The organism is Actinoplanes sp. NPDC051513 (assembly GCF_044454685.1).
Classification (GTDB): domain Bacteria; phylum Actinomycetota; class Actinomycetes; order Mycobacteriales; family Micromonosporaceae; genus Actinoplanes.
The window spans coordinates 197,777-222,854 of the sequence record NZ_JBITDW010000001.1; the positions used below are offsets into that span (position 1 = coordinate 197,777).

The window sequence follows — 25,078 nt, forward strand, 5'->3', positions numbered from 1 at the left end:
GGCAATCAGCTCAGCGCCCGATTTGCCGCCGAGGCCCGCTTGGTCCTTTGGCGCCCTGCCAGCCTAAAGGTTCAGCTCCTCATGGACTGCGCAGGCGTCGCGGCCCCGTATCTGGCCGGGACATCGGCGGCCCCAACTCGGTCGCCGCGTGCAGCACCGAGATGCCGTCGGGCCGCGCCAGCACCGGGTTGAGCATCAGCGACCGCAGCCGCGGGTGATCGTCCGCGAGCCGCCCCACCCGCAGGAGCAGGTCGATCAGAGCCGCGCGGTCGACCGGCGCCGACCCCCGATAGCCGTGCAGGAGCGGCGCCGCCCGCGGCTCGCCGACCAGGGCCTCGGCCGCACGGTCGGTCAGCGGCGCCGCCCGCCACGCGAGATCGCCGAGCAGCTCGCTGGCCACCCCGCCCAGCCCGAAGCCCACGACCGGCCCGAACGCCGGGTCTTCCACCACCTCGACCGTGCAGGCGACGCCCGGCGCCACCATCGTCTGCACCAGCACGTCCGGTCCGAAGCCGGCGGCCAGATCGCCGTACGCCGCCCGCACATCGTCTTCGTCGGCCAGCGCCAGCCGCACCGCGCCGAGGTCGATGCGATGCCGCAGCGCGCTCCTGGCCGCCTTCAACGCCACCGGATACCCCAGCGTCGCGGCCGCCGCGACCGCCGCCTCGACCGAGGTGACCAGAGTGGACGGCACCACGTCGATCCCGTACGCGGCCAGCAGCGCCGCCGGCGGCCCCTCGAGATCGACGGCCGACGGGTCTATGTCGGACAGCGCCGGCAGCACGCCCGGCGGTCGGCGCAGCCAGTCCGCGTAGTTCGCCACCCGGGCCAGGGCCCGCACCGCTTCTTCGACCGACGGATACGACGGCACCCGCGGCGCCAGATTGCCCAGCAGGAAAGTCGCCACGGTCGGTTTCTCCCCCGCCAGGGCGACGCTCGCCAAGGCCGCGGCGAAGTCGGCGTCCTCATCGGGGAGCTGACCGGGCAGCGGCGGCGCGAAGACCACCACGAGCGCGTCGGCCCGCGCGTCGACGGCGGCGTCGGCCAGCGCGTCGGCGAACTCGTGCGCCCCGGCCTGGGGGCTGATGTCGTGCGGGTAGCCTTCGGCGACCACCAGACCCGACGCACTGCAGGCGGACACGGCGAGCTGCGAGAGGGCCGACGAGTTGCCGACCACCGCCACGCGCCGGCCGGCGGGCAACGGCTGGTGGGCGAGGAGCAGGCCGACGTCGAAGAGCTCCTGCACCGTGTCGACCCGGATGACGCCGGAGCGGGCGAACAGCGCGGTCACCGCGTTGGCATCGGGGCCCGGCAGGTCGCCGGCCAGGCCGGGCGGGCGGGTCGCCGAGGCCACCGCCACCACCGGCTTGACCCGGGACATACGCCGGGCGAGGCGGGCGAACTTGCGCGGGTTGCCGAAGGTCTCGAGGTAGAGCAGGACCACGTCGGTGCCCGGGTCGTCCTGCCAGTACTGCAGCAGGTCGTTGCCGGAGACGTCGGTCCTGTTCCCGGCCGAGACGAAGCTGGACAGCCCCAGCCCGCGCCGGTCGGCCTCGGCGAGCAGCGCCACCCCGAGCGCGCCGCTCTGGCTGAAGAACCCAACCCGGCCCGGCGACGGCAGCGTCGGCGCGAGCGTCGCGTTGAGGCGTACGGAAGGGTCTGCGTTGGCTATTCCCATGCTGTTGGGCCCCACCACACGCAACCCCACGTCGTGCGCGCGCTCGACCAGCGTCCGCTGGGCGGCCGCGCCCGCGGCGCCCGCCTCGGCGAAGCCGGCCGAGACCACCACCAGCCCACCGGCGCCGCTCGCGGCGGCATCCTCGACCGCCTCGCCGACCGCCTCGGGCGGCACCGCGATGAGCGCCAGGTCGACCGTGACGCCGGCCTCGGTCGCCGACCGGTACGCCGGAAGGCCCGCGACCCGCCGCGCCCGCCGGTGCACGGGCACGATCGTCCCGGTGTAACCGCCGTCGCGCAGGTGCCCCAGCATGGCCGCGCCGATGCCCTGCCCGCTCGCGCTGGCGCCGTAGACCGCGACCGCTCGTGGAGCGAGCAGCCGGGCGATCGACCGGGCCTCGGTGCGCTGCTCGCGCGATTCCTGCACCTCGCGCGACTTCTCGGTCGGCTCGATCGGGAACTCGAGGTGCACCACGCCGTCCGCGTAGCGGCGCTGGATCAGATAGCCGAAGTCGCTGAAGACGCGCAGCATCCCGCCGTTCTCGGGGAGGACCTCGGCCACGAACCGCTTGATGCCGTTTTCGCGCGCGGCCTGGGCGAGGTGCTCGAGCAGCACCGAGCCGATGCCCCTGCCCTGGTGCGCATCTTCCACCACCAGGGCCACCTCGGCCTCGGGCGAGTCGTGCCCCAGGCGCTCGTAGCGGCCGACGGCCATGATGCGCGGGCCACTCACGACGACGAACGCCTCGCGGTCGCCGTGGTCGACGTTGACGAAGCGCTCGAGATCGCGCTCGGGTATGCGCGGGTACGGCGAGAAGTAGCGCAGGTAACGCGTGCGCTCGCTCATGCGGGAGTGGAACTCCACAATGGCCGGCGCGTCTTCCGGGCGGATCGGCCGCAGGTGGGCGGCGGATCCGTCGGAGAGCAGGACGTCAGCGCTCTTGTCCACTACGCCGCCCTAGTCGCGAGGGTCGTGTGGGTCGAGGCCGTGCAGCGGGAACACGGCTGTGCGGGTGGCGAGGATGGCCCGGTCGACCGCGTCGGGGGTGGTGCCGGGCTGCCAGGGCTCGATCGGCGGATCGGCGCCGTCGGTCATCGTCTCGGGCACGTGATGGCCCGGGCACCGTTCTGCCGCGTAGGCGCGCCAGGCCGCGGGGGTACGGGTCGCCGGGTCGAGCGGGTCGCCGGTGGCCACGGCGAGCAGATGGGTCCAGGCGCGGGGGACGACCTCGACCAGCGCGTAGCCCCCGCCGCCGGTGGCAACCCATCGGCCATCGCAGAGCTCGTCGGCCAGGTCGCGCATCGCCAGGTAGGCCGCGCGCTGGCCGTCGACCGACAGGCGCAGGTCGGCCAGCGGGTCGAGGCGGTGGGTGTCGGCGCCGCACTGGCTGAAGATGATCTCGGGTGCGAACGCGCGCACCACCGACGGCACGATCGCGTGGAACGCGCGCAGCCAGCCCGCGTCGGACGTGCCGGGCGGCAGCGGCACGTTGACCGCCATGCCCTCGGCGCCCGGGCCGCCGATCTCGTCGGAGAAACCGGTGCCGGGGAAGAGCGCGAGCGGCGACTCGTGCAGGCTGATCGTGAGCACCCGCGGGTCGTCGTAGAACGCGGCCTGCACGCCGTCGCCGTGATGAACGTCGACGTCCAGATAGGCGACCCGCTGGGCGCCGCGGGCGAGCAGGCGGGCGATCGCGACCGCCGGGTCGTTGTAGACGCAGAACCCCGACGCTCGGGCGGCCATCGCGTGGTGCAGGCCGCCGGCCACATTGACGGCGCGCGTAGCCGCGCCGTCCCAGACCGCCTCGGCCGCCGCGATGCTCGCGCCGCAGATGCGCGCCGACGACTCGTGCATACCGTCGAAAACGGGATTGTCGGGGGTGTTGAGGCCCCAGCCGCGGAAGAAGGGGTCGCTCGGGGCGAGCCGGACGGCATCGAGATAGTCAGCATGGTGAATGCGGGTGAGATCGTCGTCGGTCGCGGGGCGAGGCGTGATCATTTGCACGCCGGGGCGATCGAGGATGCCGAGCTCGCGGGCGAGGGCCATGGTCAGCTCGACGCGCACCGGGTTGAGCGGATGGTCGCCCATGTCGTAGTCGAGCAGGGCTTGATCCCACACCACGGCGGTCGTCCGGTCTGCCATGACGGTCATGCTGCCACGGTCCTCCGACAGTTTCCCGGAGCGCGGTCGGGTAGGGTCGGGGCCACACAAGTTCGGCGCGGCTGTCAACCCCTGTCAACGGGGTAACATCGCTGCTGGGAGGGCCGCACCGTGAATGACCTTGTTGATACTACGGAGATGTATCTCCGCACCATCCTCGAGCTGGAGGAGGAGGGTGTTCCGGCGCTGCGCGCGCGGATCGCCGAGCGCCTCCATCAGAGCGGCCCGACGGTCAGCCAGACGGTGGCGCGGATGGAGCGCGATGGATTGCTCACCGTCGAGGGCGACCCCCATCTGGTGCTGACCGGGGCCGGCCGGGTGGCCGCCGTTGCCGTCATGCGCAAGCACCGCCTGGCCGAGCTGCTGCTGGTCAACGTGATCGGAATGCCCTACGAGGAGGCCCACGAGGAAGCCTGCCGCTGGGAGCACGTCATGAGCGACACGGTCGAGCGCAAGGTCTACGAGCTGCTCAACCGGCCGACCCGCTCGCCGTACGGCAATCCGATCCCCGGCCTCGACAAGCTGGGCCTGCCGGAGGACGACGAGCTCAGCGAGGGCGCCGCGACCAGCGTGAGCAGCCAGGGCGAGCGCAACCTGGCGTTCCCCGGTCTCACCGGCAGCGTCGTGGTGCGGCGTATCTGCGAGAGCGTGCAGACCAACTCCGATGTGCTGCGCCAGCTGCACGCCGCGGGGATCGACCCGGGCACGACCGTGACCGTGGCCCAGGAACGCGACGCCGTGACCATCGACCGCTCGGGCGACAAGATCCGCCTGCCGCGCGAGGTGGCGTCCCGGGTGTTCGTCGCGGCGCACTGAAGGCCGGCCCGCACTGAAGGCCGGCCCGCACTGAAGGCCGGACCGCACTGAAGGCCGGACCGCACTGAAGGCCGGACCGCACTGAAGGTCGCGCGCCGAAAGGACGGAAGCGCTAGCCGGCGGTGGTGTCCATCACCTTCGCGAGGGCGAGCAGCTTGGTGTTCATGGCCGTCACATCGGCGGTCTTGGCGGTCTTGGCGAAGGTGAAGCGCAGCGTCTGCAGCTGCTTCGCCTCGCTGAGCCAGCCGATCTCGATGACCGGCCCGTGCCCGCCGCTCGCCGCCGTGTTCAACCGATAGGCGGCCTTGCCCAGACCCTTGAGCTTGGTCGCCTTGTCGGGCTTGAGGTCCGACAGGAACAGCTCGGCGTCGGCCTGGGTGCTCTCCACGACGGAGAGCGCCAGGTCGGGCCAGTCGCCGTTCACCGTCTGCACCACGCAGGTCGAGGTGTCGTCGACCTGGTCGGAGGCGGCCACGTCGAACGTGACACCGATCTTGGATTTGATCAGCTGGTAGTCCCAGAGGATGCACGCGCCGCCCGCCGAGGCCGCCGGCTGCGTGATCAGTTCGACCGGGGCCAGCGGCTCCTGCTTGCTCGCCTCGGCGCGGTTGTCGCAGGCGGCCAGGCTGAGGAGCAGGGCGGCGCCGAGCACGACGGAACGCGAACGCACGAGTGATCCTCCCGAGGGTTTTCGGGGCACACCGTACTTTGCCCGGCGATCGGGCGAAAGGCCGAGTCAGGCACCAAAGGCACACGCTGCGTAGGACTTGACGGGGAGCGTCAAGTAACATGACGGCATGACCGACCTCGTGGAGCAGATCGTGCGCCTGCTCGACGTGCGCCTGCTCGACCCGCTCGAGGTGCTGCTCGACGGCGACGACGCGGTCGACGCGGTGCGCGAGCTCGTGCGGCTGCGTGCCCGCCGCTGGGCCGACACCATGCAGCACGGCGACGACCGCACGGCCGTGCTGACGGCGGCCCGGCTGATCGCCACGCTCTACCCGAGCGACCGCGCCTTCGACCCACCACCCGACTGGTGGACCAGCCCGCTCGGCCAGGCGGTGGCCGTCCGCGCCGGGCACCCCTGGTCCGAGTCGGTCTCGTACGCCACCGCCGGCGCGATGCTCGGCATCACCCGGCAGGGCGTCCACGACCTGGTAAGACGCGGCCGCCTACCCCGTCATCCCGACGGTGGCGTGCCGTCCGAAGCCGTCCGCGACCGCTTGCGCGGCCGCAAGAACGAGGAGACACCGTGATCAACGACCGCCTGATCGACGCCGGGGAGCTTCCGCTCGCGGTCCGCGACTTCGGCGGCGACGCGCCCCCGCTGCTGCTGCTGCACGGCGCCGGCGGCAACCTCGCCCACATGACCACGCTGGCCCGCGCGCTCCGCCCGCACCACCGGGTCATCACCGTTGATCTGCGTGGCCACGGCCGCTCCGGCGACGGGGTCTGGAGCTGGGATGCCGCGCTCGGCGATCTGGCCGCCGTCTGCGTCCAGATGGAAGTCGACCGCCCCGCCGTCGTCGGCCACTCGCTGGGCGGCATGCTCGCCGCGCTGTGGGGCCAGCGCCACCCCGAGGCCGCCGCGGTGATCAGCCTCGACGGCAACCCACCGCCCACGCGCCCCGGCCACCTGCCCGGCCTCGACCCCGAGAAGGCGGCCGCCGAGCTGTCCCGCCTGCACGCGATCTTCGACCAGATGGAGGCGGCGGCCGGCCAGGTGATCGAGGCCGACCAACTCCCCGACCTGGTCGAGCGCCAGCAGATGGCCGCCCGCGACATGGGCGCCAACGAGAAGGTCTGGATCGAGGGCTTCCGCCGCAACCTGGTCCACGAGAACGGCGAGACCTCGACCCGCCCGTCCGCCGCCACCACGTCCCAGCTGCGCAAACTGATGAACGAGCTCGACCTTGCGCCCGTCTACGCCGCCACGACCTGCCCCGAGCTCGTTGTGCTGCCCACCCGCGACCTGCCCGAGCAGGAGCCGTTCGCCGAGCTCTACGCGGCCCACCGCCGTTACCTGGTCGACCAGGCCGCGGCCTCCGGCGTCCGCTACCTCTCCCTGGCCGACGCCTCACACGCCATGGTCATCGAGCAGCCGACCGTCCTGGCCGGTCTGATCACCGACTTCGTCACGGGCAGCCGCTAGCGGTTCGGGACCGGCTGGCCGGGCGGGGCCGCGGATCTGCGACCGGGGCAGCGCGTCCGAGCCATCGATGGAAGGGTGAGCGGATGGAGCATGACGAGTCCGCGGTGATCTCGACGCACGTCGAGGCCACGCCGGAACGGGTGTGGGCGGCGCTGACCGACGCCGATGCGCTGGCGGCCTGGTACTGGCCGCAGTCGGTGCATCCGATCGCGAAATCCGATCCCGTCGCCGGCGGGCGGTTCGGGATCAGCGGCGATGGCATGGGCTTCGAGGGCGAGTACGTCGAGCTGGACTTTCCGGAACGGATCGTGCAGGCGTGGCGCTGGCTCGGCGACGACCGGGACAGCCGCGTGACGATCTCACTCACGGCGCGGGGCCGCGGCACCGACCTGGTCGTCGTGCACGACCTGGTCGACGCCGCCACCGCCGAGATGTACCGGGCCGGCTGGGAGAGCTGCCTTGGCCGACTGCCGGCACATCTCGGCTAGTAACCGGCGGTCGGCGCCCGCACACCGCGAAAGCCGACCGCCTGCGCCCGCACACCGCGAAAGCCGACCGCCGACGGTCAGCTCCCGCTCGATGCGAGAGACGAGATCTCGGCCACGCTCAGCGCGCGGCTGTAGAGGCGCACGTTGTCGAGGGCGCCGTCCAGGTAGGGGTCGGCGTACTGCGACCGGCCCAGCCAGTTCTGCGTCGTGTTGCCCAGCGAGGCCGGGGTGATGGTCAGGGCGGTGTTGCGGGCCACCTCGGCGCCGTTGACGTAGAGCACGCCCAGGTTGCCGCTGCGGGTGATCGCTACGTGCGTCCACGCGCCGGCGGGCAGGGCCGAAGGCGCGTCGATGCGCTGTTCACCGCCCGCGCCGCCGGCGGTGATCGCGAAGCGGGCCGTGCCGGTGCTCGAGCGCGGGGTCAGGAACATGTTGGCGCCCGTGCCGGTGCCGAAGTCGAAGATCCGGCTCCATGTCGTCACCGTGTCGAGGCGGGCCCACAAGGCCACCGTGAAGTTGGTGGCGCCGGCCAGGATGCCGCCGGGCAGGGCCGCGTACCCGCTCGTGCCGTTGAGGTCGAGCGCGTTGCCGCTGCGGCCGGCCACGTAGCCGGCGCTGTAGACCGTCGCCGTGCGGCCGTTGCCGGAGGCGTCGGCGGGCGAGCCGTCGAAGGGGTAGTGCGCGACCAAAGTCGATCCGGTTATCGACCAATAGACGCTGTAGCGCTGCCCGTGCACCTTGTAGAAAGGAGCCAGAGAGACACCGTTGGCGGTGTACTGAAGCGGCGTGGTCGTGGGTGACAGGGACGCCGGGTCCAGCATCGGCAGCGCCGTCAGATTCGATGTGCCGAAGAGTCCGCCGAGGACGATCGGCCCGACCTTCACCGCCTGGACGTTGCTGTTGTCGTTTGTCGCTTCCCGGGTGAGCGCCATCGGCAGCGTCACGTCGACCACGTCGCCGGACGCCCAGGTGCGGGTGACCGTGGCATAGGCGCCCGCTGCCGGTGACGAGAAGACCGTGCCGTTGACCCTGATCTGCGCGCCGGAGGTCCACGCCGGGATCCGGATCCGCATGGTGAAGGCGCCCGAGCCGGTCACGGTCAGCTTGGTGCTGCCGGCCTCCGGGAAGGACGTGTCCTGGCGGATCGTCACGCCGCGAGCCGACCACGTGAGAACCGAGGGAATGAACAGATTGACGTAGAGGGTGGTGCCGTTGTCATGGAAGTAGATGCTCTCGCCGTACTTCGTGTTGCTCTCCATGCCCGTGCCGTGGCAGCAGACGAAGCTGTTGTAGTCGTTGCTGTAGGTCTTGATCCCGCCGGCCCGCAACGGGACGTAGTAACACTGGAAGCCGTGCGCCGACGACGGGTCCTGCGAGGCGAGGATGTGGTTGTAGAGCGCTTTCTCGTAGAAGTCCATGTAGTCGGCGCGGGCCGGGTTGGTGAGGAACAACTGCCGGGTCAGCTTGAGCATGTTGTACGAGTTGCAGCACTCGGCGGTGGTGTCGGAGAGCTCGCCGGCAATCCGGTCCGGCGCCTTGAAGTACTCGCCGTTGGAGTTGCCGCCGATGGCGTACGTGTGATGCCGGGCCACGATGTCCCAGAAGTTGACCGCGATGTCGCGATAGCGGGTCGTCCCCGTCGCGTGGTATTCGCGGATCGCCCCGACGATCTTCGGGATCTGGGTGTTGGCGTGGTAGTTGTTCAGGCTGTCCACGTTGGACGCGAGCGGGTCGAAGATCTCGGCGCGGTCGAACTGCTGCGCCGCCGCCAGATGCACGGCGTCGCCGGTCAGCTGGTAGAGGTTGGTCAGCACCTCGTTCATCCCGCCGAACTCGGTGTCGAGCATGTTCTGCCGCTGGGTCTGGGTGAGCCGGTCGTTGCGGAACTTCACCCACGCGGCCATCCCGGTGAGCACGGTCAGCGCCTGCGCGTTGCCGGCCAGCAGGTGCATGTCGAGCAGGCCCGCCATGATCTTGTGAAGCGTGTAGTAGGGCGCCCACACGCTCTGCCGCTGCTCGACCCGGTCGATGAAGCTCTCGGGAAACGCGCTGAGGTATCCGGTGTTGAAGCCCGCGGTCGCGGCCCGGGACTGGCACTGCGCCAGCACGGTGACGATCGAGTCGCCCTTGGTCTTGTAGGACGCGTCGCCGGTGCTCACGTAGGCCTGGGCGAGCGCTGAGAGGTAGTGCCCGGTGGAGTGCCCCCGTAGCTCGGTCGTCGGGGACTCCCAGCCGCCGCAGGCGGTGGCCGTGGACGAGAGGCCGACGTTCAGCCGGAAGGTGTGCAGCAGCCGGTTGATGTCGAGGAACTGCAGGTACGACTGGGTGCGCCCGGCATTGGCGGTGAACGGGCTGGTCAGCAGACGGACGGCGGTGAGGGGAAAGGCATAGGCGGAGACGCCGGTGTCCGGCCGGGCGGCGGCCGCGGCGGGGGTCGCGGCCAGGGGAAGGGTGGCGACGGCGCCGACGGCCGCCGAGCCGGCTAACAGGGTTCGGCGGGACAGATGCGGTGACACGAGGGACCTCCCAGGCGAAACGGGGACGGGGGTATCGCCGGGCCGCCCGCGGAAGTGCGGGCGGCCCGTTTTGGGGAGTCGAAAAGCTCAGGACGCCTTGACTTCGAGCAGCCCGACCGATCCGGCGCCGCTCTGCAGCAGCACCCGCAACCTTGTGGTGCCGACCGAAGTGAAGGTGACGTGGTTGTACTGGTTGAGGGCGGTCGGGTAGCCGGACGCGCCGGCCACGTCGACGTAGGCCGTGCCGTTCCAGTACTGCAACTTCCAGGACGCGGGTACGCGGACGCCCCCCGTTGTCGTCGAAGAAGTAGATGTCGGCACTGGACAGGGACTGCGCCGATGACCAGGTCAGCAGGCCCCACTGCTCACCCGTGTTGGGCCAGGTGCCCCATCGCGGGTTCACGGTGTCGTTCGACGAGGGCGGATCGATGCCGTCGTTGAGGGCGGCGACGCTCTCCCAGGACGAGGTGTAGCTGGCGCTCGGTGTCGCGGTGAGCGCCTTGTTGGTGTCCGTCGGCGGCGTCACCACTCCCCCGCGGTTGTAGGCCTTGACCTCGGTGAGGGCGGTCTTGACCCCGGAGGCGTGCGTGACCTGCACCCGCAGCCCGGTAGTGCTGACCGCGCCGAACTGCACCACGTTGTAGTTGGACTGCGGCGAGGCCGGTGTCTTCACCGCCGAGCCGACGTTGGTCCACGTGCTGCCGTTGAGATATTGGATCTGGTACGACGCGGGCGGGCGGTAGTGGTTGGTGGCCCGGTCGTTGCGGAACCAGAGGCGGACCTCGTTGACCGTGCGGGCCGTGCCGAGGTTGAGCTGGAGATAGTCGGTCGCGTTCGGCGACCCCCAGGTGCCCCAGGTCGGTTCGTTGATCGGGAAGCCGTCGACCGCGTTGGCCCCGGAAGTGCCACTGGCCGTGTACGACGCCGCGGTCGAGACGCCCTGCGCGTAGTTCGGCAGGTCGGCGGTCAGGTCGACGCCGGCCTTGTTGAACATGTCGACCATCTGCGAGCTGGTCTGCGACACCCCGGTGGGTGACTGCAGCCCGGCGTACGCGGCATTGAAGTTGATCGTGGCCCCGCCCGCCGGAAGCGTGACCGCGCCGGTGTCCGGATTCCAGACCAGCCGGACGAGTTTGTCGACGGTCGCGACCCGGGTGCCGTTGATGAAGATCGAGTAGCCCTGCGGGATGCCGGAGTACTTGACCACGCCGTCGGCCGGGTCGTCCCAGACGATGCTGAGGTCGGCGTTGCGGTAGCGCACGTTGTTGATCGCGAAGTTGGGCCAGCCGATGTTGATCGGCCACAGCTCGACCTGCTTGTCGGTGCGCGGACGCAAGCCGGCCACATCCTCGATGACCGTCCAGTTGCTGCTGCCGAGGATGTTGTGGTGGATCCAGGACCGGTAGTCGATGTTCTTGGTCCCGGCGTTCCAGTCGGCCCAGAACTCGTTGGCGTCCGGCCAGGCCGTGTTGCCGCCGACGTACTGCGCCCAGGTGTTCCAGTACAGCAGCTTCTTGTAGTCCTCGGCGCTCATCCACTGGTTGGGGTAGTTGCGCAGCACCGAGGAGTAGAGGCGGAACTGGACCGTCGAGTTGATGGTCGAGAAGTTGTTGCTGCCCGGGAAGCCGGCCGCGGCCGCGGTCGCCTTGTCCCTCTGGTTCGCCGTGTAGAACGGAAAGATCGGGTACTCGGCGGGGTCGGCGAACAGGCGCAGCGCCTGGCGGTACTCGTCCGTGTTCGGCATCGCGCCGACCGCGTACGGGTAATAGTTGTTGATCTCTTTCCAGGGAACCAGGGCGTTGGTGGCCACGTGCCGGTGCTCGATGAGTTTGTTCGTCGAATCCCACAGGTACGTGACGATGGCGTTCTTGATGCGGTCGGCCACGGCCTGCATCTCGGCGGCCTTGGTGGTGTTGCCGATCGCCGCGTAGGCCTGGGCCGAGGCGAGAGCGCCGCTGTAGACGTACGCGGACTCGGCCCTGTCCATGTTGCCGGAGCGCCAGTCGAAGGAGACGGCGTCCGCATCGTTGCCGGTGAGCGCGCCCCAGTCGTACTCGATCAGGCCGTCGTTGTTGTGGTCGTAATAGGACAGTTGACCCTTGGCGTCACCCTCGGCGTACTTCGCCAGGTTCCCGGCGATCGCCGGCTGGCCGCCGTGCAGCTCGTAGCTGCGCCAGGCCGCCTCGGAGATGTACTGCGTGTAGCTGTTGGACCAGTTCTCGGGGTCGCCGGGATTGTCCATGAACCGGCCGCCCTTGGAGACCTGGCCGACCGAGAGCCACGGGCCGTACGAGTAGGCGGGGTTGCGCAGGTACTTGAGGTCGTCGATGTGCATGGGCTGGGTCAGCGCGATCGCGTTGTTGTATCCCAGCGCGCCCTCGACGCTCATCGGGAACTGGAAGTCCTGGCCGGGGATGTTGGCGTCCAGGTAGTTGAACCGCATCAGCCACCAGCGGTAGTAGATCTCTTTCTTGATCGCCGGCTCGGGCACGTCGATGTACGGCAGGTTCTGCGCCCACCAGAGGTTGTACGCCCGCACCTGCGTCGCGAAGGCTGTGTCTGGATTTAAAGCCTTAAAGCTATTATATTCGGACAATGAGTCAGGGATCTCGTTGGCGATGAAGCCCAGCTGGACCTTGACCGTGGTGGTAGCGCCGGCGGCGATCGTGATCGATCTTGTGAGCGCGCCGCTCGCCGCCGTGAACCCGTCGCCGCTTAGACGGGGATAAATAGTAGTAAGTGCGTTTTTAACGTTCACTTGGCCGGTCAGTTCGGTGCCGCTGCCCGACGTCGCGTACGGCGAGGTCACCCTCAGCGCGACGGTGGCCGAACCCGTACCCGTGTTGGTGATCGCCAGATTGTCGACGGCCACGTCGTTCTGCGTGATGAACTTCGTCTGGTTGACCCGCAGCGAGCCGTTCGTGTGCACGCTCTTCCAGTGGCTCGGCGCCTGCCAGCGCGACGCCACCTGCTCGGTCCACGTGCCCGACCCGGCGGTCACCGTGAACGCCGGCTGGTCGTTGATGCTCTCCCAGTACGCGACCGTGCCGCCGAAGCCGAGCACCGAGGGAGTGTGCGTCTTCATGAACACCGCCCGGCCCCGGCTCATCAGCCAGGTGCCGGCGGGGTCGTTGCCGGAGCGGGACAGCAGCCGATCCATCCAGAAATCGGTGCCGCCGGATTCCGCGTTGTAGATGGCCTGCATGGTGTTGCCGGTGGTCATGGCCACGGGCGGGTTCGGGATCGCCGACCCGGAGAACGTCGGGTAGCCGATCGTCTGTGCCGCGGCCGCCGCTGTGGGAGTCAGCGTGATCGCGGCGGTGGAGCTGAGGAGAACTGTTGTCAACGCGAGTGCCAGCCGGGGATGCGGCATCGCGTCACCTCCCTTTCGGTTTCCTTTCAGGACGGGTTGACGGGCAACCAGATTCGCATCGTGGACGGGCCGCGACGGGCCCACCGGTGGTACGGGAGTAGCGGAACCACGACCGGATCGGGGCGTTCGGTGGCGGTGCGGTGACTCTGGTACGGCCAGCCGGGATCGGCCGGGTGGACGCGATGACCCTTGACGGCGCCGGCCTCGGGAGTGACCGACGTGTCGACCTGGATCTCGTCGAGGCGCACGCCGTCCTCCTGGTCGGTCGACTCGGCGCACATCACGATCGGGCCCACCTCGACGGCCGCGCAGCCGCGCAGCGCGTCGACCCGCGGGTCCGGAAAGGTCCACCGTGGACGCATCGGCAGCTCGAGCCGGATCTGCTCGTTCTTCTCGAAGACGCGGCGGTGTACGCCTTCCGGACCCGCGGCCCACTCCGGGATCCGGAAGGTCAGCGTGCGCGGGGTCGGAGGGGCCTCGACCACGGTCACGGTGACCACGCCGGCGTCCGGGTAGTCGGTGTCGACGTCCAGCACCATCCCGCCGGCCTCGACGCGCATCGGCGCGTACTGGTGCAGCTGCACGCCGCCCGGGTCCTCGGTGACGAAATAGGTGCCGAGCGAGGCGGTCAGCCGGCCCACGTTGTTGAGGCAGCAGGACACCTCGAACCATGGCGCCCGCGCCCCGCCGCTGAAGCGCAGTTGCTCGCGGTCCGTCCGCGGGGGCTCGGCCGGAACCCGCTGGTGCAGCGTGTGCGCGTAGAAGAAGGAACGGCCGTCGTCGGCGACCGCGGTGGCGATCACGTTGTGCAGCACCCGGTCGACGATGTCGCCGTAGCGCGTCTCGCCGGTGGCCAGCAGCAGCCGGTGGGCGAGCTGGATCGTTGCGACCCCGGCGCAGGTCTCCGAGTACGACCGGTCCGACGGCAGGACGAAGTCCTCGCCGAACGCCTCGTCCTGGTGGCGCGAACCCATCCCGCCGGTGATGTAGGTGCGACGCGCGAGCGTGCGGTCGAACTGCCGGGCCACCGCCTGGAGCAGCTCGTCGTCGCCGGTTTCCACCGCGACGTCGACCGCGCCGGCGGCGAGATACAGCGCGCGTACGGCGTGGCCGTGGAACACTTCGCCGTTGCGCACCGGCACCGCGTCCTGGAAGTACTGCCAGCCGAACTCGTGCTCGGGCAGCGTGCGGTGGCCGCGCCGGGCCACGAATTTGGCGGCCTGGTCGAGGTAGCGCCGTTCGCCGGTCACCCGGTACAGCTCCACCAGGCCGGTCTCGACCACGGGGTGGCCGCAGAACCCCTCGTCGGCGAACTGGACGCAGATGTGGTCGGCCAGCCGGGTGGCGATCTCGAGCAGCCCGGGCGCCGCGCCGGTGCGCGCCCCCGCCACGGCCGCCTGGAAGAAGTGCCCGGCGCAGTACAGCTCGTGCCCGAAGTTCATGTCGCTGTAGCGCGCCGGCTGGCCGGGCCGGCCGTACGCGGTGTGCAGGTAGCCGTCGGCGTCCTGCGCTCCCCCGATGAGCGACGTGAGCTCGGCCAGCGCCTCGTCGTGCCGGACGCCGCCCGGGCGGCCGGTCTCCCAGCACAGCGCCTCGGTCATCTTGTAGACCTCGGAGTCGCTGAACTCCCACCCGCGACGCCGTTCGGCGAGCGGGTTGCGGAAGTTCCCGGTCCAGCCGAGCCGGTCTTCCCAGGTGCGGCTGTGCTCCATGGTGGCGGCGCCGTTGATCTGCTGGCGTCGGCCCCAGAAGCCTCCGGCCAGCCGTACCTGCTGCGGTCCCACGGGCCGCAACGCACCGCGCGACGGCGCGACAGGTCCCGTCATGGCCACCACCCCCGAAATGTTCGAAAACCTTTTCGGGAATAGTGGCAGGCCTCACTCCGCAGTGTCAACGATCGATTTCGAAGTAAGGCTGCTATGCTCCCGAAAAGGTTTCGGGAGGCATTCGGTGGGCAGGAAACGCGCACAGGTGACGCTGACCGACGTCGCCAAGCGGGCCGGGGTCTCGGTGGCCACCGCCTCCAAGGCGATCAACGAGCGGGCCGAGGTCGCCCCCGCCACGAGGCACCGGGTGCTGCAGGCGGCCGAAGAGCTGTCGTTCCAGCCGAATGTGCTGGCCCGCAGCCTGATCTCCGGCAACACGCGTACGGTCGGGCTGCTCACCGACGAGCTGTCGGAGGCCCGCTTCGCCATACCGGTGCTGCTGGGCGCCGAGAACGCGCTCGGCAACGAGCAGATGAGCGTCCTGCTCTGCGACGCCCGGGGCGACGCGATCCGCCGCCGCCATTACATTCGCGCGTTGCTGGCCCGACAGGTCGACGGCTTCATCATCCTGGGCGACAACAACGAGATCCGGCCGTCGCTGTCCAAGGAGATCCCGGTCCCGGTCGTCTACGCGTACTGCGAATCCGACGACCCGGCCGACCTCTCGATAGTGGCCGACGACGCCGGCGGCGCCCGCCTCGCGGCCGAACACCTGGTCACCCTCGGCCGCAAGAAGATCGCCCACATCACCGGCGACCCCGGCTACCGCGCCGCCCGCGACCGCTCCGCGGCCATGATCGAGGTGCTGGACGCGGCCGGCCTCCCGCTGGTCGGCGAGCCCCTGTTCGGCCAGTGGTCCCAGCGCTGGGGCCGGCACGCGACGGCCCGCCTGCTGGCCTCGCACCCCGACGTCGACGCCATCTTCTGCGGCAGCGATCAGATAGCTTCCGGCGTGACCGAGGCGCTGCGCGACATGGGCCGCACCGTCCCCGAAGATGTGGCGATCGTCGGCTACGACAACTGGGAGGTCCTCGCGGCGGAGTGCCGGCCGCCGCTGACCACGGTCGACCTCAACCTCGAACAGCTGGGCACGACGGCCGTACGGCATCTGTTCGCCGCCCTGGACGGCGACCGCCACTCCGGGGTGATCCGCCAGCCGGGCCGCCTGGTCGTCCGCGAGTCAACAGCCGTGGCCGGCCCGATCCGCCCACGCTAGAACAGCTGGTCGAGGACCGTAGCGAAACGTGCCTCCCACCCGGTGCCGGGTGGGAGGCATCGGCCGTCCCGGAACTGGAGGGTCAGGCGTTCCGGGCCGCCTGCTGGGTCTCCTGCTTGGCGTCCTGCGCCGAGGACTGTGCCTGCTGCTTGGTGGTGTCGACGGCGTCGCGCGCGGTCGACTTGACCTCGCCCACCGCCTGCTGCACCGAGCCCGACAGATCGTCCTTGACGTCGCCGGCCACGTCCTTGACGCGGTCGGTCAGGTCACCGCTGCGGTCCTTGAGCTCCTGCCCGGCGCTTCGCTCGGCCTCGGTGACCGGGATCAGCGTCGCCGCGAGCATGCCCACGCCGAACGCGATGATTCCGGCCGCGATCGGGTTGCCCTGCGTCTGGCCGGCCACCGCCTGCGGCGCGGATCGGACCGCGTCCGCGGCGTCTTGGGCCTTCTCCCCCACCGTGCTCACGGCGGACGAGGCGGTGCCCTTGGCGGACGACGCGACGTCGCCGACCGCGTTCTTGCCGTGCTCGGCGCTTCCCATGACCTTCTCCCGGATCGATGTCCACTGCCGTCGTGCCGCCTGCCGCGGGCTGGCCTTCTCGGCCAACAGGTCGACGTCGCGGGTCAGGGTGGCTCGGGTGCTCTCGATGTTCTGCCTCAGCCGGTCGGGTTCTTCAGCCACTGCGCGTCCTCCTTGATCGTGTCGACCGTCTGCCGTGGAACGGGGTTCACGGTCTTGAGCCTCTTGCGGCCGTTGGCATAGAGGACGGCGCCGATGACCGCCCAGATCACGGCCACGATGAGCGCCGCCCAGCCGGCGTCGATGACGTTCGCCAGGGCGAAGACCAGGGCGAAGCTGAGCAGCACGACGGCCAGGTAGCCGGCGAATCCGGCCACGCCGAGCATGCCCGCGGCCTTGCCCGCCTTCGACGCCTCCTGCTTGAGCTCGGCCTTGGCGAGCTCGACCTCCTGGCGGAAGAGCCGGGACAGGTCGTCGCTGATATCGCCGATCAGCTCGCCGATCGACGTCTCAGCGACCTCGTCGGAACGGTTCCGGGGGGCTGTCATCGCCGCGGCTCCGGTGAGGTCGGTGGGTATTCCTCGGTCACCGGGATCGGTCGGCCGGTGCCGGTCGCCGCGTATTCGGTGCCGGCCGCGTACCCGCTGTCGGCCGCATACCCGGTGCCGGTGGCCGGCGGATACGCGCTGGTGGCCGGCGGATAGGTGGTGGAGAACTCGTCGGCGGCGGGCTTCGCGCCGCCGGTGCCGTCGCTGCCGGAGGACCCGGCCTTGGCGACACCCTTGCCGAGCCGGCCCACGACGAAGCCCGCCGCGAGCGCGGTCGCCAGGAACGCGCCGGGCCGACGCCGAGCGAAGTCCTGCACCTCGCGCAGCACCCCCTCGGGCCCGTTCCGATCGAGATAATCGGCGAGCTGGCGCCCGCCATCGGCCACCCTCGAGACGATCGCGGCGGCCGGCGTGTCGCCGCGGTCGCCCCGCATCTCGTCGAGCTGGTCCGCGGTCTGGCGGATGCTGCCGGAGAGCCGGTCGTTCTGCGTGCGCGCCTGCTCGCTCAGCCGGTCACGCACGTCGCCGGCCAGGTTACGCGCCTGGGCCTTCGCCTCGGCGCCCACTCGTTGTGCCTGCTGCGTGGCGGTGTCCTTGACGTCCGTCGCCGCGTGGCCGGCCGCCTGAGCGCTCCGCTCGGCGACCTGCTTGGCCTTCGACGACTCGCCACCAGGGGAACTGTCCGGCGTGTAAGCGCCGGTCGGTAGGTCGGTCACGTTGCCTCCAGGATGGAAGTGATTCTGCGACCGAATCCCCCGTCCCACGCTCCTCTAATCCATGAATCGATGAGCGAAAAAATCTGCTAGTTAATATCGCTGCACGGTGGGTAGCCAGGGCATACGCCGGACTCTTGTCGTCAGGCAAGGATCAAGAAAAGCGAAATGCCGCCCACCCGGAATCCGGGTGAGCGGCATTCACGCGCCTATTTTTTGATCAGCTGCAGCCTGAGGTGGAGCCGCAGCCCTCGCACACGTAGCAGCTGCCCGCCCGCCGCATCTTGGTGCCGCAGGTGAAGCAGAGCGGCGCGTCGGCCGACTGGCCCGTCACGGCCTCGAGCAGTTCGGTCGACGAGCCGATCGAGACCGGCACCGCCTTCTCCACCTCGGCCGTGGGGGCCGGGGCGTCCGAGGTCGCCGCGCCCACCGGGGCGGAGACCGGGGCCGACGCGGCCATGCCGGCCAGGTCGGCCGATGCCGCCTGGGCCTCGGCTGCGGCCTCGGCCTGCACCTGGGCGGCGCGCTCCTTGGCCGTGAAGATGCCCAAGTCGGCGCGGGTGTCGTACGGCAGGAAGTCGAGCGCCAGGCGACGGAAGATGTAGTCCATCACCGACGCCGCCATGCGCACGTCCGGGTCGTCGGTCATGCCGGCCGGCTCGAAGCGCATGTTGGTGAACTTGCCGACGAACGTCTCGAGCGGGACGCCGTACTGGAGCCCTATCGAGATCGCCACCGAGAACGCGTCCATGACGCCGGCCAGGGTCGAGCCCTGCTTCGACATCTTGAGGAAAACCTCGCCGAGGCCGTCGTCGGGGTAGGACGACGCGGTGAGGTAGCCCTCGGCGCCGCCGACCGAGAACGACACCGTCTCCGACGGGCGCTTCTTCGGCAGCCGCTTGCGGACCGGGCGGTACTCGACGACCTTCTCGACGACGGGGGCCGAAGCGACCTCGACCGGCGCCTTCTCGGGCTTCTTCGAAGTGCCGGCCGCCGACAGCGGCTGGCCCACCTTGCAGTTGTCGCGGTAGATCGCGAGCGCCTTCAGGCCGAGCTTCCAGCCCTGGTAGTGGATGTTCTCGATCTCTTCGATGGTCGCCGTCTCGGGCATGTTGACCGTCTTGGAGATGGCGCCCGAGATGAACGGCTGGACGGCCGCCATCATCCGCACGTGACCCATCGGCGCGATCGCGCGCTCGCCCATGGCGCAGTCGAAGACCGCGTAGTGCTCCGGCTTGAGGCCGGGGGCGTCGACGACGTTGCCGTGCTCGGAGATGTGCTCGACGATCGCCTCGACCTGCTCCTCGGGGTAGCCGAGGCTGCGCAGCGCGCGCGGCACGGTCTGGTTGACGATCTGCATCGAGCCGCCGCCGACGAGCTTCTTGAACTTGACCAGGGCCAGGTCGGGCTCGATGCCGGTGGTGTCGCAGTCCATCATCAGGCCGATGGTGCCGGTCGGGGCGAGCACCGACGCCTGGGCGTTGCGCCAGCCGTTCTTCTCACCGATCTTGATGCCGTTCTGCCACTGCTTGGTGGCCTCCTTGACGATCGAGGTGGCGACCGGGTTGGTCGACTTGATCTCGTCGTTGGCGGCGGCGTGCTTGCGCATGACCCGCTTGTGGGCGTCGGCGTTGCGGGCGTAGCCCTCGTACGGCCCGACGACCCCGGCGATCTCGGCGGAGCGGCGGTACGCCGTGCCCGTCATCAGCGAGGTGATCGCGGCGGCGACCCCGCGGCCGCCCTCCGAGTCGTACGGCAGGCCGGTCGCCATCAGCAGGGCGCCGATGTTCGCGTACCCGATGCCGAGCTGCCGGTAGGCGCGGGTGGTGACGCCGATCTTCTCGGTCGGGAAGTCGGCGAACGCGATCGAGATCTCCATCGCGGTGATGATGAACTCGACGCTCTTGACGAACTTCTCGACCTCGAAGCCGCCGTCGGCCTTGAGGAACTTCATCAGGTTGAGCGAGGCCAGGTTGCAGGACGAGTCGTCCAGCGACATGTACTCCGAGCACGGGTTGGACGCGGTGATCCGGCCGGTCTCGGGGTTGGTGTGCCAGTCGTTGATGGTGTCGTCGTACTGCAGGCCCGGGTCGGCGCACTCCCAAGCGGCCTGGGCGATGTCGCGGAACAGCTTCTTCGCGTCGACGGTCTCGATGACCTCGCCGTCGAGCCGGCCGCGAAGACCGAACTGGCCGCCCTCCTCGTACGCCTGCATGAACTCGTCGGAGACGCGCACCGAGTTGTTGGCGTTCTGGTACTGCACGCTGACGATGTCGGCGCCGCCCAGGTCCATGTCGAAGCCGGCGTCCCGCAGCGCGCGGATCTTGTTCTCCTCGCGCGCCTTGGTGGTGACGAACTCTTCGATGTCGGGGTGGTCAACGTCGAGGATGACCATCTTGGCGGCCCGGCGGGTCGCGCCGCCCGACTTGATGGTGCCGGCGCTCGCGTCGGCGCCGCGCATGAAGCTCACCGGTCCGCTGGCGGTCCCCCCGGACGACAGCAGTTCCTTGGACGAGCGGATGCGCGACAGGTTGACGCCGGAGCCGGAGCCGCCCTTGAAGATCAGCCCCTCCTCCTTGTACCAGTCGAGGATGGAGTCCATCGAGTCGTCGACCGAGAGGATGAAGCAGGCGCTGACCTGCTGCGGCGACTTGGTGCCGACGTTGAACCACACCGGCGAGTTGAAGCTGAACACCTGGTGCAGCAGCATCCAGGTCAGTTCGTGGTCGAAGAGCTCGGCGTCCGCCTTGGTGGCGAAGTAGCCGTGCTTCTCGCCGGCCTTGCGGTACGTCGAGACGACACGGTCGATGAGCTGCTTGAGCGACCACTCCCGCTCCGGGGTGCCGACCGCGCCCCGGAAGTACTTGGTGGTGACGATGTTCGCCGCGTTCACGCTCCAGAACGCGGGGAACTCCACGCCCTTCTGCTCAAAGTTGATCGAGCCGTCCCGCCAGTTCGTCATCACGACGTCCCGGCGCTCCCACTCGACCTCGTCGTACGGGTGGACGCCCTCGGTGGTCCAGACCCGCTCGACCCGCAGCCCCCCGACGGCCGCGCTGCCGTTCGCCCGGCTGCGCTGCCGCCCTGCTGTGATGCCGTCCCCGGCCATACTGCTCCCCCTCATAGCTGCTACCACTCGTCTGTGTTCCGTCAGTTGCTCTGGCGTTCGCGCAGCTCTGCGATCTCCTTCTCGAACTCGTCGAGCGAGTCGAAGGATTTGTAGACGCTGGCGAACCGGAGGTAAGCCACCTGGTCGAGTTCCCGCAACGGGGTGAGGATCGCCAGCCCCACCTCGTGACTCGGGATCTCGGCCGCTCCCTTGGCCCGGACGGTCTCCTCGACGCGCTGTGCGAGTTTCGCGATCGAGTCCTCGTCGACGGGCCGGCCCTGACAGGCCTTGCGGACCCCACTCATGATCTTTGTGCGGCTGAAGGGCTCGGTCACGCCACTGCGCTTCACAACGGCGAGGACGGCCTCCTCGACCGTGGTGAAGCGCTTGCCGCACTCGGGGCACGAGCGACGACGCCGGATCAGCGCGCCATCATCGGCCTCACGCGAGTCGACCACGCGCGAGTCGGCGTGGCGACAGTACGGGCAGCGCACCGCGATCTCCTTCCGGAGTCCTCTTCCATGGTCTCTCCGGACACGGCAAAGCACGGCGTAGCGAAGGTCACTACCAGCGCTCCGCCGTGGACGGCCTGTGGATAACCTGGGGAGGAAAACCCCAACCTGTGGATGACTTACACCCTTGTAACTACTAGATGTTGGGGTAGACGCTATGCCTCGGCGGACGCGTTCGCAAGCGCAGCGGCGTGCCGACGCGCCGTATTTTGCGACTCAACACGTGCGGTGTACCACTCGACTACCGACCGCCGTTCACGCAAGATCAACGCGGCGTTGGCCGCATGATCACGCGCGCGGGACGACCAGAACCTGGCCGGGCTGGAGATCACCGCTGCCCAGATGATTGAGCCGGCGGATCTCGTCGACCCGGGCCCAGCCGTCACGCCGGGAGGGCAGCGAGGCCGCGATGTCCCACAGCGTGTCGCCGGGCCGGACAGTGATCGTGGGCAATGGCGTCGAGGGGTCGTCGGAGGCCCGCGACGCGGTGGTGAACAACACGGCGCTCGCCCCCGAGGCCATCAGAGCGAGCAGGACCAGCACCACGACCCGGCCGCGGCGGGTCAATCGCAGCGACGGCCCGGCCCGCCGAACAGTGTGCGCGACCATCCCAGGACCCCCAAGATCCACTATTGGAACACTCGTTCGATAGAACGCCCGTACGACGGTTTACCAGAACACACGTACGGAAGTCGAGCACCTTCGGGCGACACGCCGAAGGGAAAGTCGTACAGATGTTTGAATATGTCGGACCCCACCACTACGGTTTCCCGACAAGAGGGGTCAGCCGGGCGATCGCCATCCCCACGGCATTCCGCGCCGGCTCCGCGAGCGCACCACGTGCCGACAAGGCACTTGGCCGACAGGGAGGGCGGACGTGTCGACCGACGACCGGACGAGCCGGCAACAACAGCAGATCTCCAAGCCCGAGCCGGCGAACACGCTGCGCCGCCGCTCACCGAGCCGGGCGCGGGGCAACGAGTCGCCGCAGCTGCGGTCGGTCACGCCCGTGGTCAGCCACTTCCCCGACCTGGTGACCGCCGACCTCACCGCACGCCAGCGACGCATCCTCGAGTTCATCCGCGACTGGGTCGAGCGCTACGGCTACCCGCCCAGCGTCCGCGAGATCGGCGAGGCGGTCGGGCTGGTCTCCCCGTCCAGCGTGGCCTATCAACTGAAGGCGCTCGAGACCAAGGGCTTCCTGCGCCGCGACCCCAACCGCCCGCGCGCCGTCGACGTGCGCGCGCCCAGCGAGCTCGTCGACGACGAGACGGTCCGCCACGCGCGACCCCAGCCCGCCTACGTGCCGCTGGTCGGTCGCATCGCCGCCGGCGGCCCGATCCTCGCCGAGCAGGCCGTCGAGGAGTTCTTCCCGCTGCCGCGCGAGCTGGTCGGCGAAGGCGACGTCTTCATGCTCGAGGTCAAGGGCGAGTCCATGATCGACGCCGCGATCTGCAACGGTGACTGGGTCGTGGTGCGCCAGCAGCCCACCGCCAACGCCGGCGACATCGTGGCCGCGATGATCGACGGCGAGGCGACGGTGAAGAGCTACCGGCAACGCGACGGCCACGTCTGGCTCATGCCGGCCAACCCGGCCTTCGACCCGATTCCGGGCGACGACGCCACCATCATGGGGCGAGTGGTCGCGGTCCTGCGTCGCGTCTGACCCCTATCGGCCCCACACAAGACCAAGGCCGGCCCACGCGGTGGGCCGGCCTTGGGAGAAGGAACTCTCAGCGGCGGTAGCCGGGGTTGTCGAAGCGGCCCTCGGGCCGGAAGTCACGCTCGTCGAAGCGACCCTCGGACCGGAAGTCGCGCTCGTCGCCGCCCCGCTGAGGCGGGCGAGGAGCACCGTCCCTGCCGTTCGGCTGGCCGTAGACGCCCTGGCCGCGCGGCGGCTGCTGGCGACCACCCTGTGGCGGGCGCGGACCCCCACCCTGCTGCGGGCGAGGCTGCTGCATGCCGCCCTGACCGCCCGGCGGCGGGCCGGCCGGCCGCTGCGGACGCTGGCCCTGCTGCGGCCCACGTGGCGGCTGCCCGTACTGCTGACCGCCGCCGGGCGCGCCGTACACGCCGTTGCGACCGGGCTGCTGGGGACGCTGCGGCCCGCGCGGGGGCTGGCCGCCACCCTGGCCGCCACCCTGCGGGGAGCGCGCGTACTGCGGCGCGCCACCGCCGTAGGCCGGACCGCCACCACGCTGCTGGGCGCCGCCGTAGACCGGGCCGCTACCCCCGGCGACCGGGCCCGACCGGGCCCCGCCGTAGACACCGGCCCGCTGACCGGCCGCACCACCGACGCCGATCAGCTCGGTCTCGGGATCGCCCGGCGGGTCGTCCAGGTCGACCGTCGGCGGCATCTCGGCCAGGCGCTTGCGGTGCCGCGCGATGCCGAGCACGCCCACGCCGACCAGCACCAGTCCAACCAGGCCGATCGCGCCGACCCCGTACGTGATCTGGTCGATCGTCAGGTCGGAGTACCACGCCTTGCCGCCGCCCTCGGCGGCCGCGGAGCTCTTCTTGATGACCGCGGCCTCGGTGGACGGCGTGTACTGCAGGATGTTGTTGGCTGTTTCCTCGTCACCGTTCATATCGGACACGGTGTAGTAGTACTTGCTGTCGGAGCTGTAGGTGATCGCCTCGCCGAGCGGCTCGTTGGGCAGGCCCGTGTAGCGCGGCTTTCCCTTCAGCGCCGCGAGCACGTCGTTGCCCTGGACGTCCCACTCCAGCGCGTCGGTGTAGGTGCGCAGCGTCACCTTGCCGCCGCCGGGGGCGATCGCGCCGCCGTCGATCGACTTGTTGCCGATGCGGGCGATCGGCGTGCCGTCCGTCTCGGTCGCCGAGATGGTGAGCGTGGCCACTTTCTTGAGCGCGACGGCGTCCTCGCTGTTCGCCACCAACGGGCCGGACGGCTCGTAGACGTTCGCCTTGCCGATCTCCTTGGTGACGATCAGCGGGATGTTGTTTCCGGTGAGCAGCAGCGCCTCGGCGTCGTGATAATCGCCGGCCGGGTACTTCACCCGGTAGAGCGCCGGCTTCTTGGAGCCGTCGGCCGGCATCTTCCAGAGCGCGATCTTCTCGCGGCGGGTGCCGTCTTCCTTGTTGTAGTTGTTGTCGCCGATGTCGGCGATCCACAACGTCTTGCCGTCCGGCGAGAGGATCAGATCTTCGGGGTCGAGCGGACCCTTGCCCGAGTACGGGACGTCGTCGGTGACCTTGCACTTGGTGTCGAGGAAGAACACCTTCTTGTGGCTGTCGACGTTCGTGCTGTCGTTGATCACGATGAATCCGGTTTTGGTGGCCACGATCCCGGACAGCTCGTCGAGCCGGGGATCGGTGACCTTGCACATCTTCTTGCCCGCCGTCGCCTTGACGCTGACGGTGGGCGCCGGATCATCCGCAAACGCACTGGAGGGACCGGCCATCACCAGGCCAACGGCCGCGATGACCGGAAACACGAGACGCCGCATCCGATCAGTGTCGCATGCGGCGTCCCAAACCGGTGTTACGCGTG

21 protein-coding genes and 2 pseudogenes are annotated in these 25,078 nt (G+C 69.8%); 8 read left to right on the plus strand and 15 right to left on the minus strand.

The features are described from left to right. Nucleotides 1-79 precede the first annotated feature (79 nt). Both ACIA5D_RS00980 and ACIA5D_RS00985 read right to left on the minus strand, forming a co-directional pair. A complete protein-coding gene (locus ACIA5D_RS00980; RefSeq protein ID WP_396027768.1) occupies nt 80-2,626 on the minus strand; it encodes a GNAT family N-acetyltransferase in 2,547 nt (848 codons plus the stop codon). A 9-nt stretch (nt 2,627-2,635) separates the two neighbouring features. Continuing rightward, complete coding sequence (locus ACIA5D_RS00985) at nt 2,636-3,820, minus strand: acetoin utilization protein AcuC (protein WP_396028555.1); 1,185 nt, start codon at nt 3,818-3,820, stop codon at nt 2,636-2,638. A gap of 129 nt (nt 3,821-3,949) precedes the next feature. On the opposite strand from ACIA5D_RS00985, the gene ACIA5D_RS00990 reads away from it, so the two are divergent. Continuing rightward, complete coding sequence (locus tag ACIA5D_RS00990) at nt 3,950-4,654, plus strand: metal-dependent transcriptional regulator (protein ID WP_396027769.1); 705 nt, start codon at nt 3,950-3,952, stop codon at nt 4,652-4,654. A gap of 112 nt (nt 4,655-4,766) precedes the next feature. On the opposite strand, the gene ACIA5D_RS00995 is transcribed toward ACIA5D_RS00990, so the two are convergent. Then, nucleotides 4,767-5,324, minus strand: a complete 558-nt coding sequence (locus ACIA5D_RS00995; protein WP_396027770.1) for a hypothetical protein — start codon at nt 5,322-5,324, stop codon at nt 4,767-4,769. A gap of 127 nt (nt 5,325-5,451) precedes the next feature. On the opposite strand from ACIA5D_RS00995, the gene ACIA5D_RS01000 reads away from it, so the two are divergent. From ACIA5D_RS01000 to ACIA5D_RS01010, 3 genes are all read left to right on the plus strand, one after another. Then, nucleotides 5,452-5,910 (plus strand): hypothetical protein, encoded by a 459-nt coding sequence (locus ACIA5D_RS01000; protein ID WP_396027771.1) that lies wholly within the window; start codon nt 5,452-5,454, stop codon nt 5,908-5,910. Beyond that, entirely contained in the window at nt 5,907-6,806 is a 900-nt protein-coding gene (locus ACIA5D_RS01005; RefSeq protein ID WP_396027772.1) for an alpha/beta fold hydrolase, read from the plus strand. Before ACIA5D_RS01000 ends, ACIA5D_RS01005 begins: the two co-directional genes overlap by 4 nt. An 83-nt stretch (nt 6,807-6,889) precedes the next feature. Continuing rightward, complete coding sequence (locus tag ACIA5D_RS01010) at nt 6,890-7,294, plus strand: SRPBCC domain-containing protein (RefSeq protein ID WP_396027773.1); 405 nt, start codon at nt 6,890-6,892, stop codon at nt 7,292-7,294. 77 nt (nt 7,295-7,371) lie between these two features. Here the strand turns inward: ACIA5D_RS01010 and ACIA5D_RS01015 are convergent, their stop codons facing one another. The 3 genes and pseudogenes from ACIA5D_RS01015 to ACIA5D_RS01025 all read right to left on the minus strand — a co-directional run. Further along, entirely contained in the window at nt 7,372-9,810 is a 2,439-nt protein-coding gene (locus ACIA5D_RS01015) for a beta-L-arabinofuranosidase domain-containing protein (RefSeq protein ID WP_396027774.1), read from the minus strand. Between the two features lie 87 nt (nt 9,811-9,897). Then, nucleotides 9,898-10,071 (minus strand): hypothetical protein, encoded by a 174-nt coding sequence (locus tag ACIA5D_RS01020; protein WP_396027775.1) that lies wholly within the window; start codon nt 10,069-10,071, stop codon nt 9,898-9,900. A 373-nt stretch (nt 10,072-10,444) separates the two neighbouring features. After that, a pseudogene (locus ACIA5D_RS01025) lies at nt 10,445-10,813 on the minus strand (discoidin domain-containing protein); the annotation flags it as partial. Between ACIA5D_RS01025 and ACIA5D_RS01030 the strand changes: the two are divergent. Further along, nucleotides 10,803-10,988 carry a hypothetical protein gene (locus ACIA5D_RS01030; protein WP_396027776.1) on the plus strand — a complete coding sequence of 62 codons (186 nt, stop codon included), beginning with the start codon at nt 10,803-10,805 and terminating at the stop codon, nt 10,986-10,988. The pseudogene ACIA5D_RS01025 and the gene ACIA5D_RS01030 sit on opposite strands and share 11 nt — an antisense overlap. Before the next feature lie 566 nt (nt 10,989-11,554). Here ACIA5D_RS01030 and ACIA5D_RS01035 read toward each other — a convergent pair. Further along, a pseudogene (locus ACIA5D_RS01035) lies at nt 11,555-12,253 on the minus strand (MGH1-like glycoside hydrolase domain-containing protein); the annotation flags it as partial. 331 nt (nt 12,254-12,584) lie between these two features. Between ACIA5D_RS01035 and ACIA5D_RS01040 the strand changes: the two are divergent. Continuing rightward, the gene (locus ACIA5D_RS01040) at nt 12,585-13,004 is read left to right on the plus strand and encodes a hypothetical protein (protein WP_396027777.1); all 420 of its coding nucleotides are present in this window, start codon (nt 12,585-12,587) and stop codon (nt 13,002-13,004) included. Between the two features lie 205 nt (nt 13,005-13,209). Here the strand turns inward: ACIA5D_RS01040 and ACIA5D_RS01045 are convergent, their stop codons facing one another. After that, the gene (locus ACIA5D_RS01045) at nt 13,210-15,009 is read right to left on the minus strand and encodes a glycoside hydrolase family 127 protein (protein WP_396027778.1); all 1,800 of its coding nucleotides are present in this window, start codon (nt 15,007-15,009) and stop codon (nt 13,210-13,212) included. A gap of 124 nt (nt 15,010-15,133) precedes the next feature. On the opposite strand from ACIA5D_RS01045, the gene ACIA5D_RS01050 reads away from it, so the two are divergent. Continuing rightward, nucleotides 15,134-16,165, plus strand: coding sequence for a LacI family DNA-binding transcriptional regulator (locus ACIA5D_RS01050; RefSeq protein WP_396027779.1), 1,032 nt, complete (start codon nt 15,134-15,136; stop codon nt 16,163-16,165). Nucleotides 16,166-16,247: 82 nt separating this feature from the next. Here ACIA5D_RS01050 and ACIA5D_RS01055 read toward each other — a convergent pair whose 3' ends face one another. The 6 genes from ACIA5D_RS01055 to ACIA5D_RS01080 all read right to left on the minus strand — a co-directional run bounded on the left by ACIA5D_RS01055 (nt 16,248) and on the right by ACIA5D_RS01080 (nt 22,176). Continuing rightward, entirely contained in the window at nt 16,248-16,847 is a 600-nt protein-coding gene (locus ACIA5D_RS01055) for a DUF3618 domain-containing protein (protein ID WP_396027780.1), read from the minus strand. Further along, nucleotides 16,823-17,233 (minus strand): phage holin family protein, encoded by a 411-nt coding sequence (locus ACIA5D_RS01060; RefSeq protein ID WP_396027781.1) that lies wholly within the window; start codon nt 17,231-17,233, stop codon nt 16,823-16,825. Before ACIA5D_RS01060 ends, ACIA5D_RS01055 begins: the two co-directional genes overlap by 25 nt. Next, nucleotides 17,230-17,949 (minus strand): hypothetical protein, encoded by a 720-nt coding sequence (locus tag ACIA5D_RS01065; protein WP_396027782.1) that lies wholly within the window; start codon nt 17,947-17,949, stop codon nt 17,230-17,232. The genes ACIA5D_RS01060 and ACIA5D_RS01065 overlap by 4 nt, the downstream gene beginning before the upstream one ends. A 217-nt stretch (nt 17,950-18,166) precedes the next feature. After that, nucleotides 18,167-21,040: a vitamin B12-dependent ribonucleotide reductase gene (locus ACIA5D_RS01070; protein WP_396028556.1), complete on the minus strand. Its 2,874-nt coding sequence runs from the start codon at nt 21,038-21,040 to the stop codon at nt 18,167-18,169. A gap of 56 nt (nt 21,041-21,096) precedes the next feature. After that, nucleotides 21,097-21,549 carry a transcriptional regulator NrdR gene (gene nrdR, locus ACIA5D_RS01075; RefSeq protein ID WP_396027783.1) on the minus strand — a complete coding sequence of 151 codons (453 nt, stop codon included), beginning with the start codon at nt 21,547-21,549 and terminating at the stop codon, nt 21,097-21,099. A 306-nt stretch (nt 21,550-21,855) separates the two neighbouring features. Beyond that, nucleotides 21,856-22,176 (minus strand): LysM peptidoglycan-binding domain-containing protein, encoded by a 321-nt coding sequence (locus ACIA5D_RS01080; protein ID WP_396027784.1) that lies wholly within the window; start codon nt 22,174-22,176, stop codon nt 21,856-21,858. A 268-nt stretch (nt 22,177-22,444) separates the two neighbouring features. Here ACIA5D_RS01080 and lexA point away from each other — a divergent pair, with 268 nt between their 5' ends. Beyond that, on the plus strand, nt 22,445-23,233 hold the full coding sequence (gene lexA, locus ACIA5D_RS01085; protein ID WP_396027785.1) for a transcriptional repressor LexA: 789 nt from the start codon (nt 22,445-22,447) through the stop codon (nt 23,231-23,233). A 67-nt stretch (nt 23,234-23,300) separates the two neighbouring features. Here the strand turns inward: lexA and ACIA5D_RS01090 are convergent, their stop codons facing one another. Then, nucleotides 23,301-25,034, minus strand: a complete 1,734-nt coding sequence (locus ACIA5D_RS01090) for a hypothetical protein (RefSeq protein ID WP_396027786.1) — start codon at nt 25,032-25,034, stop codon at nt 23,301-23,303. Nucleotides 25,035-25,078 lie beyond the last annotated feature (44 nt).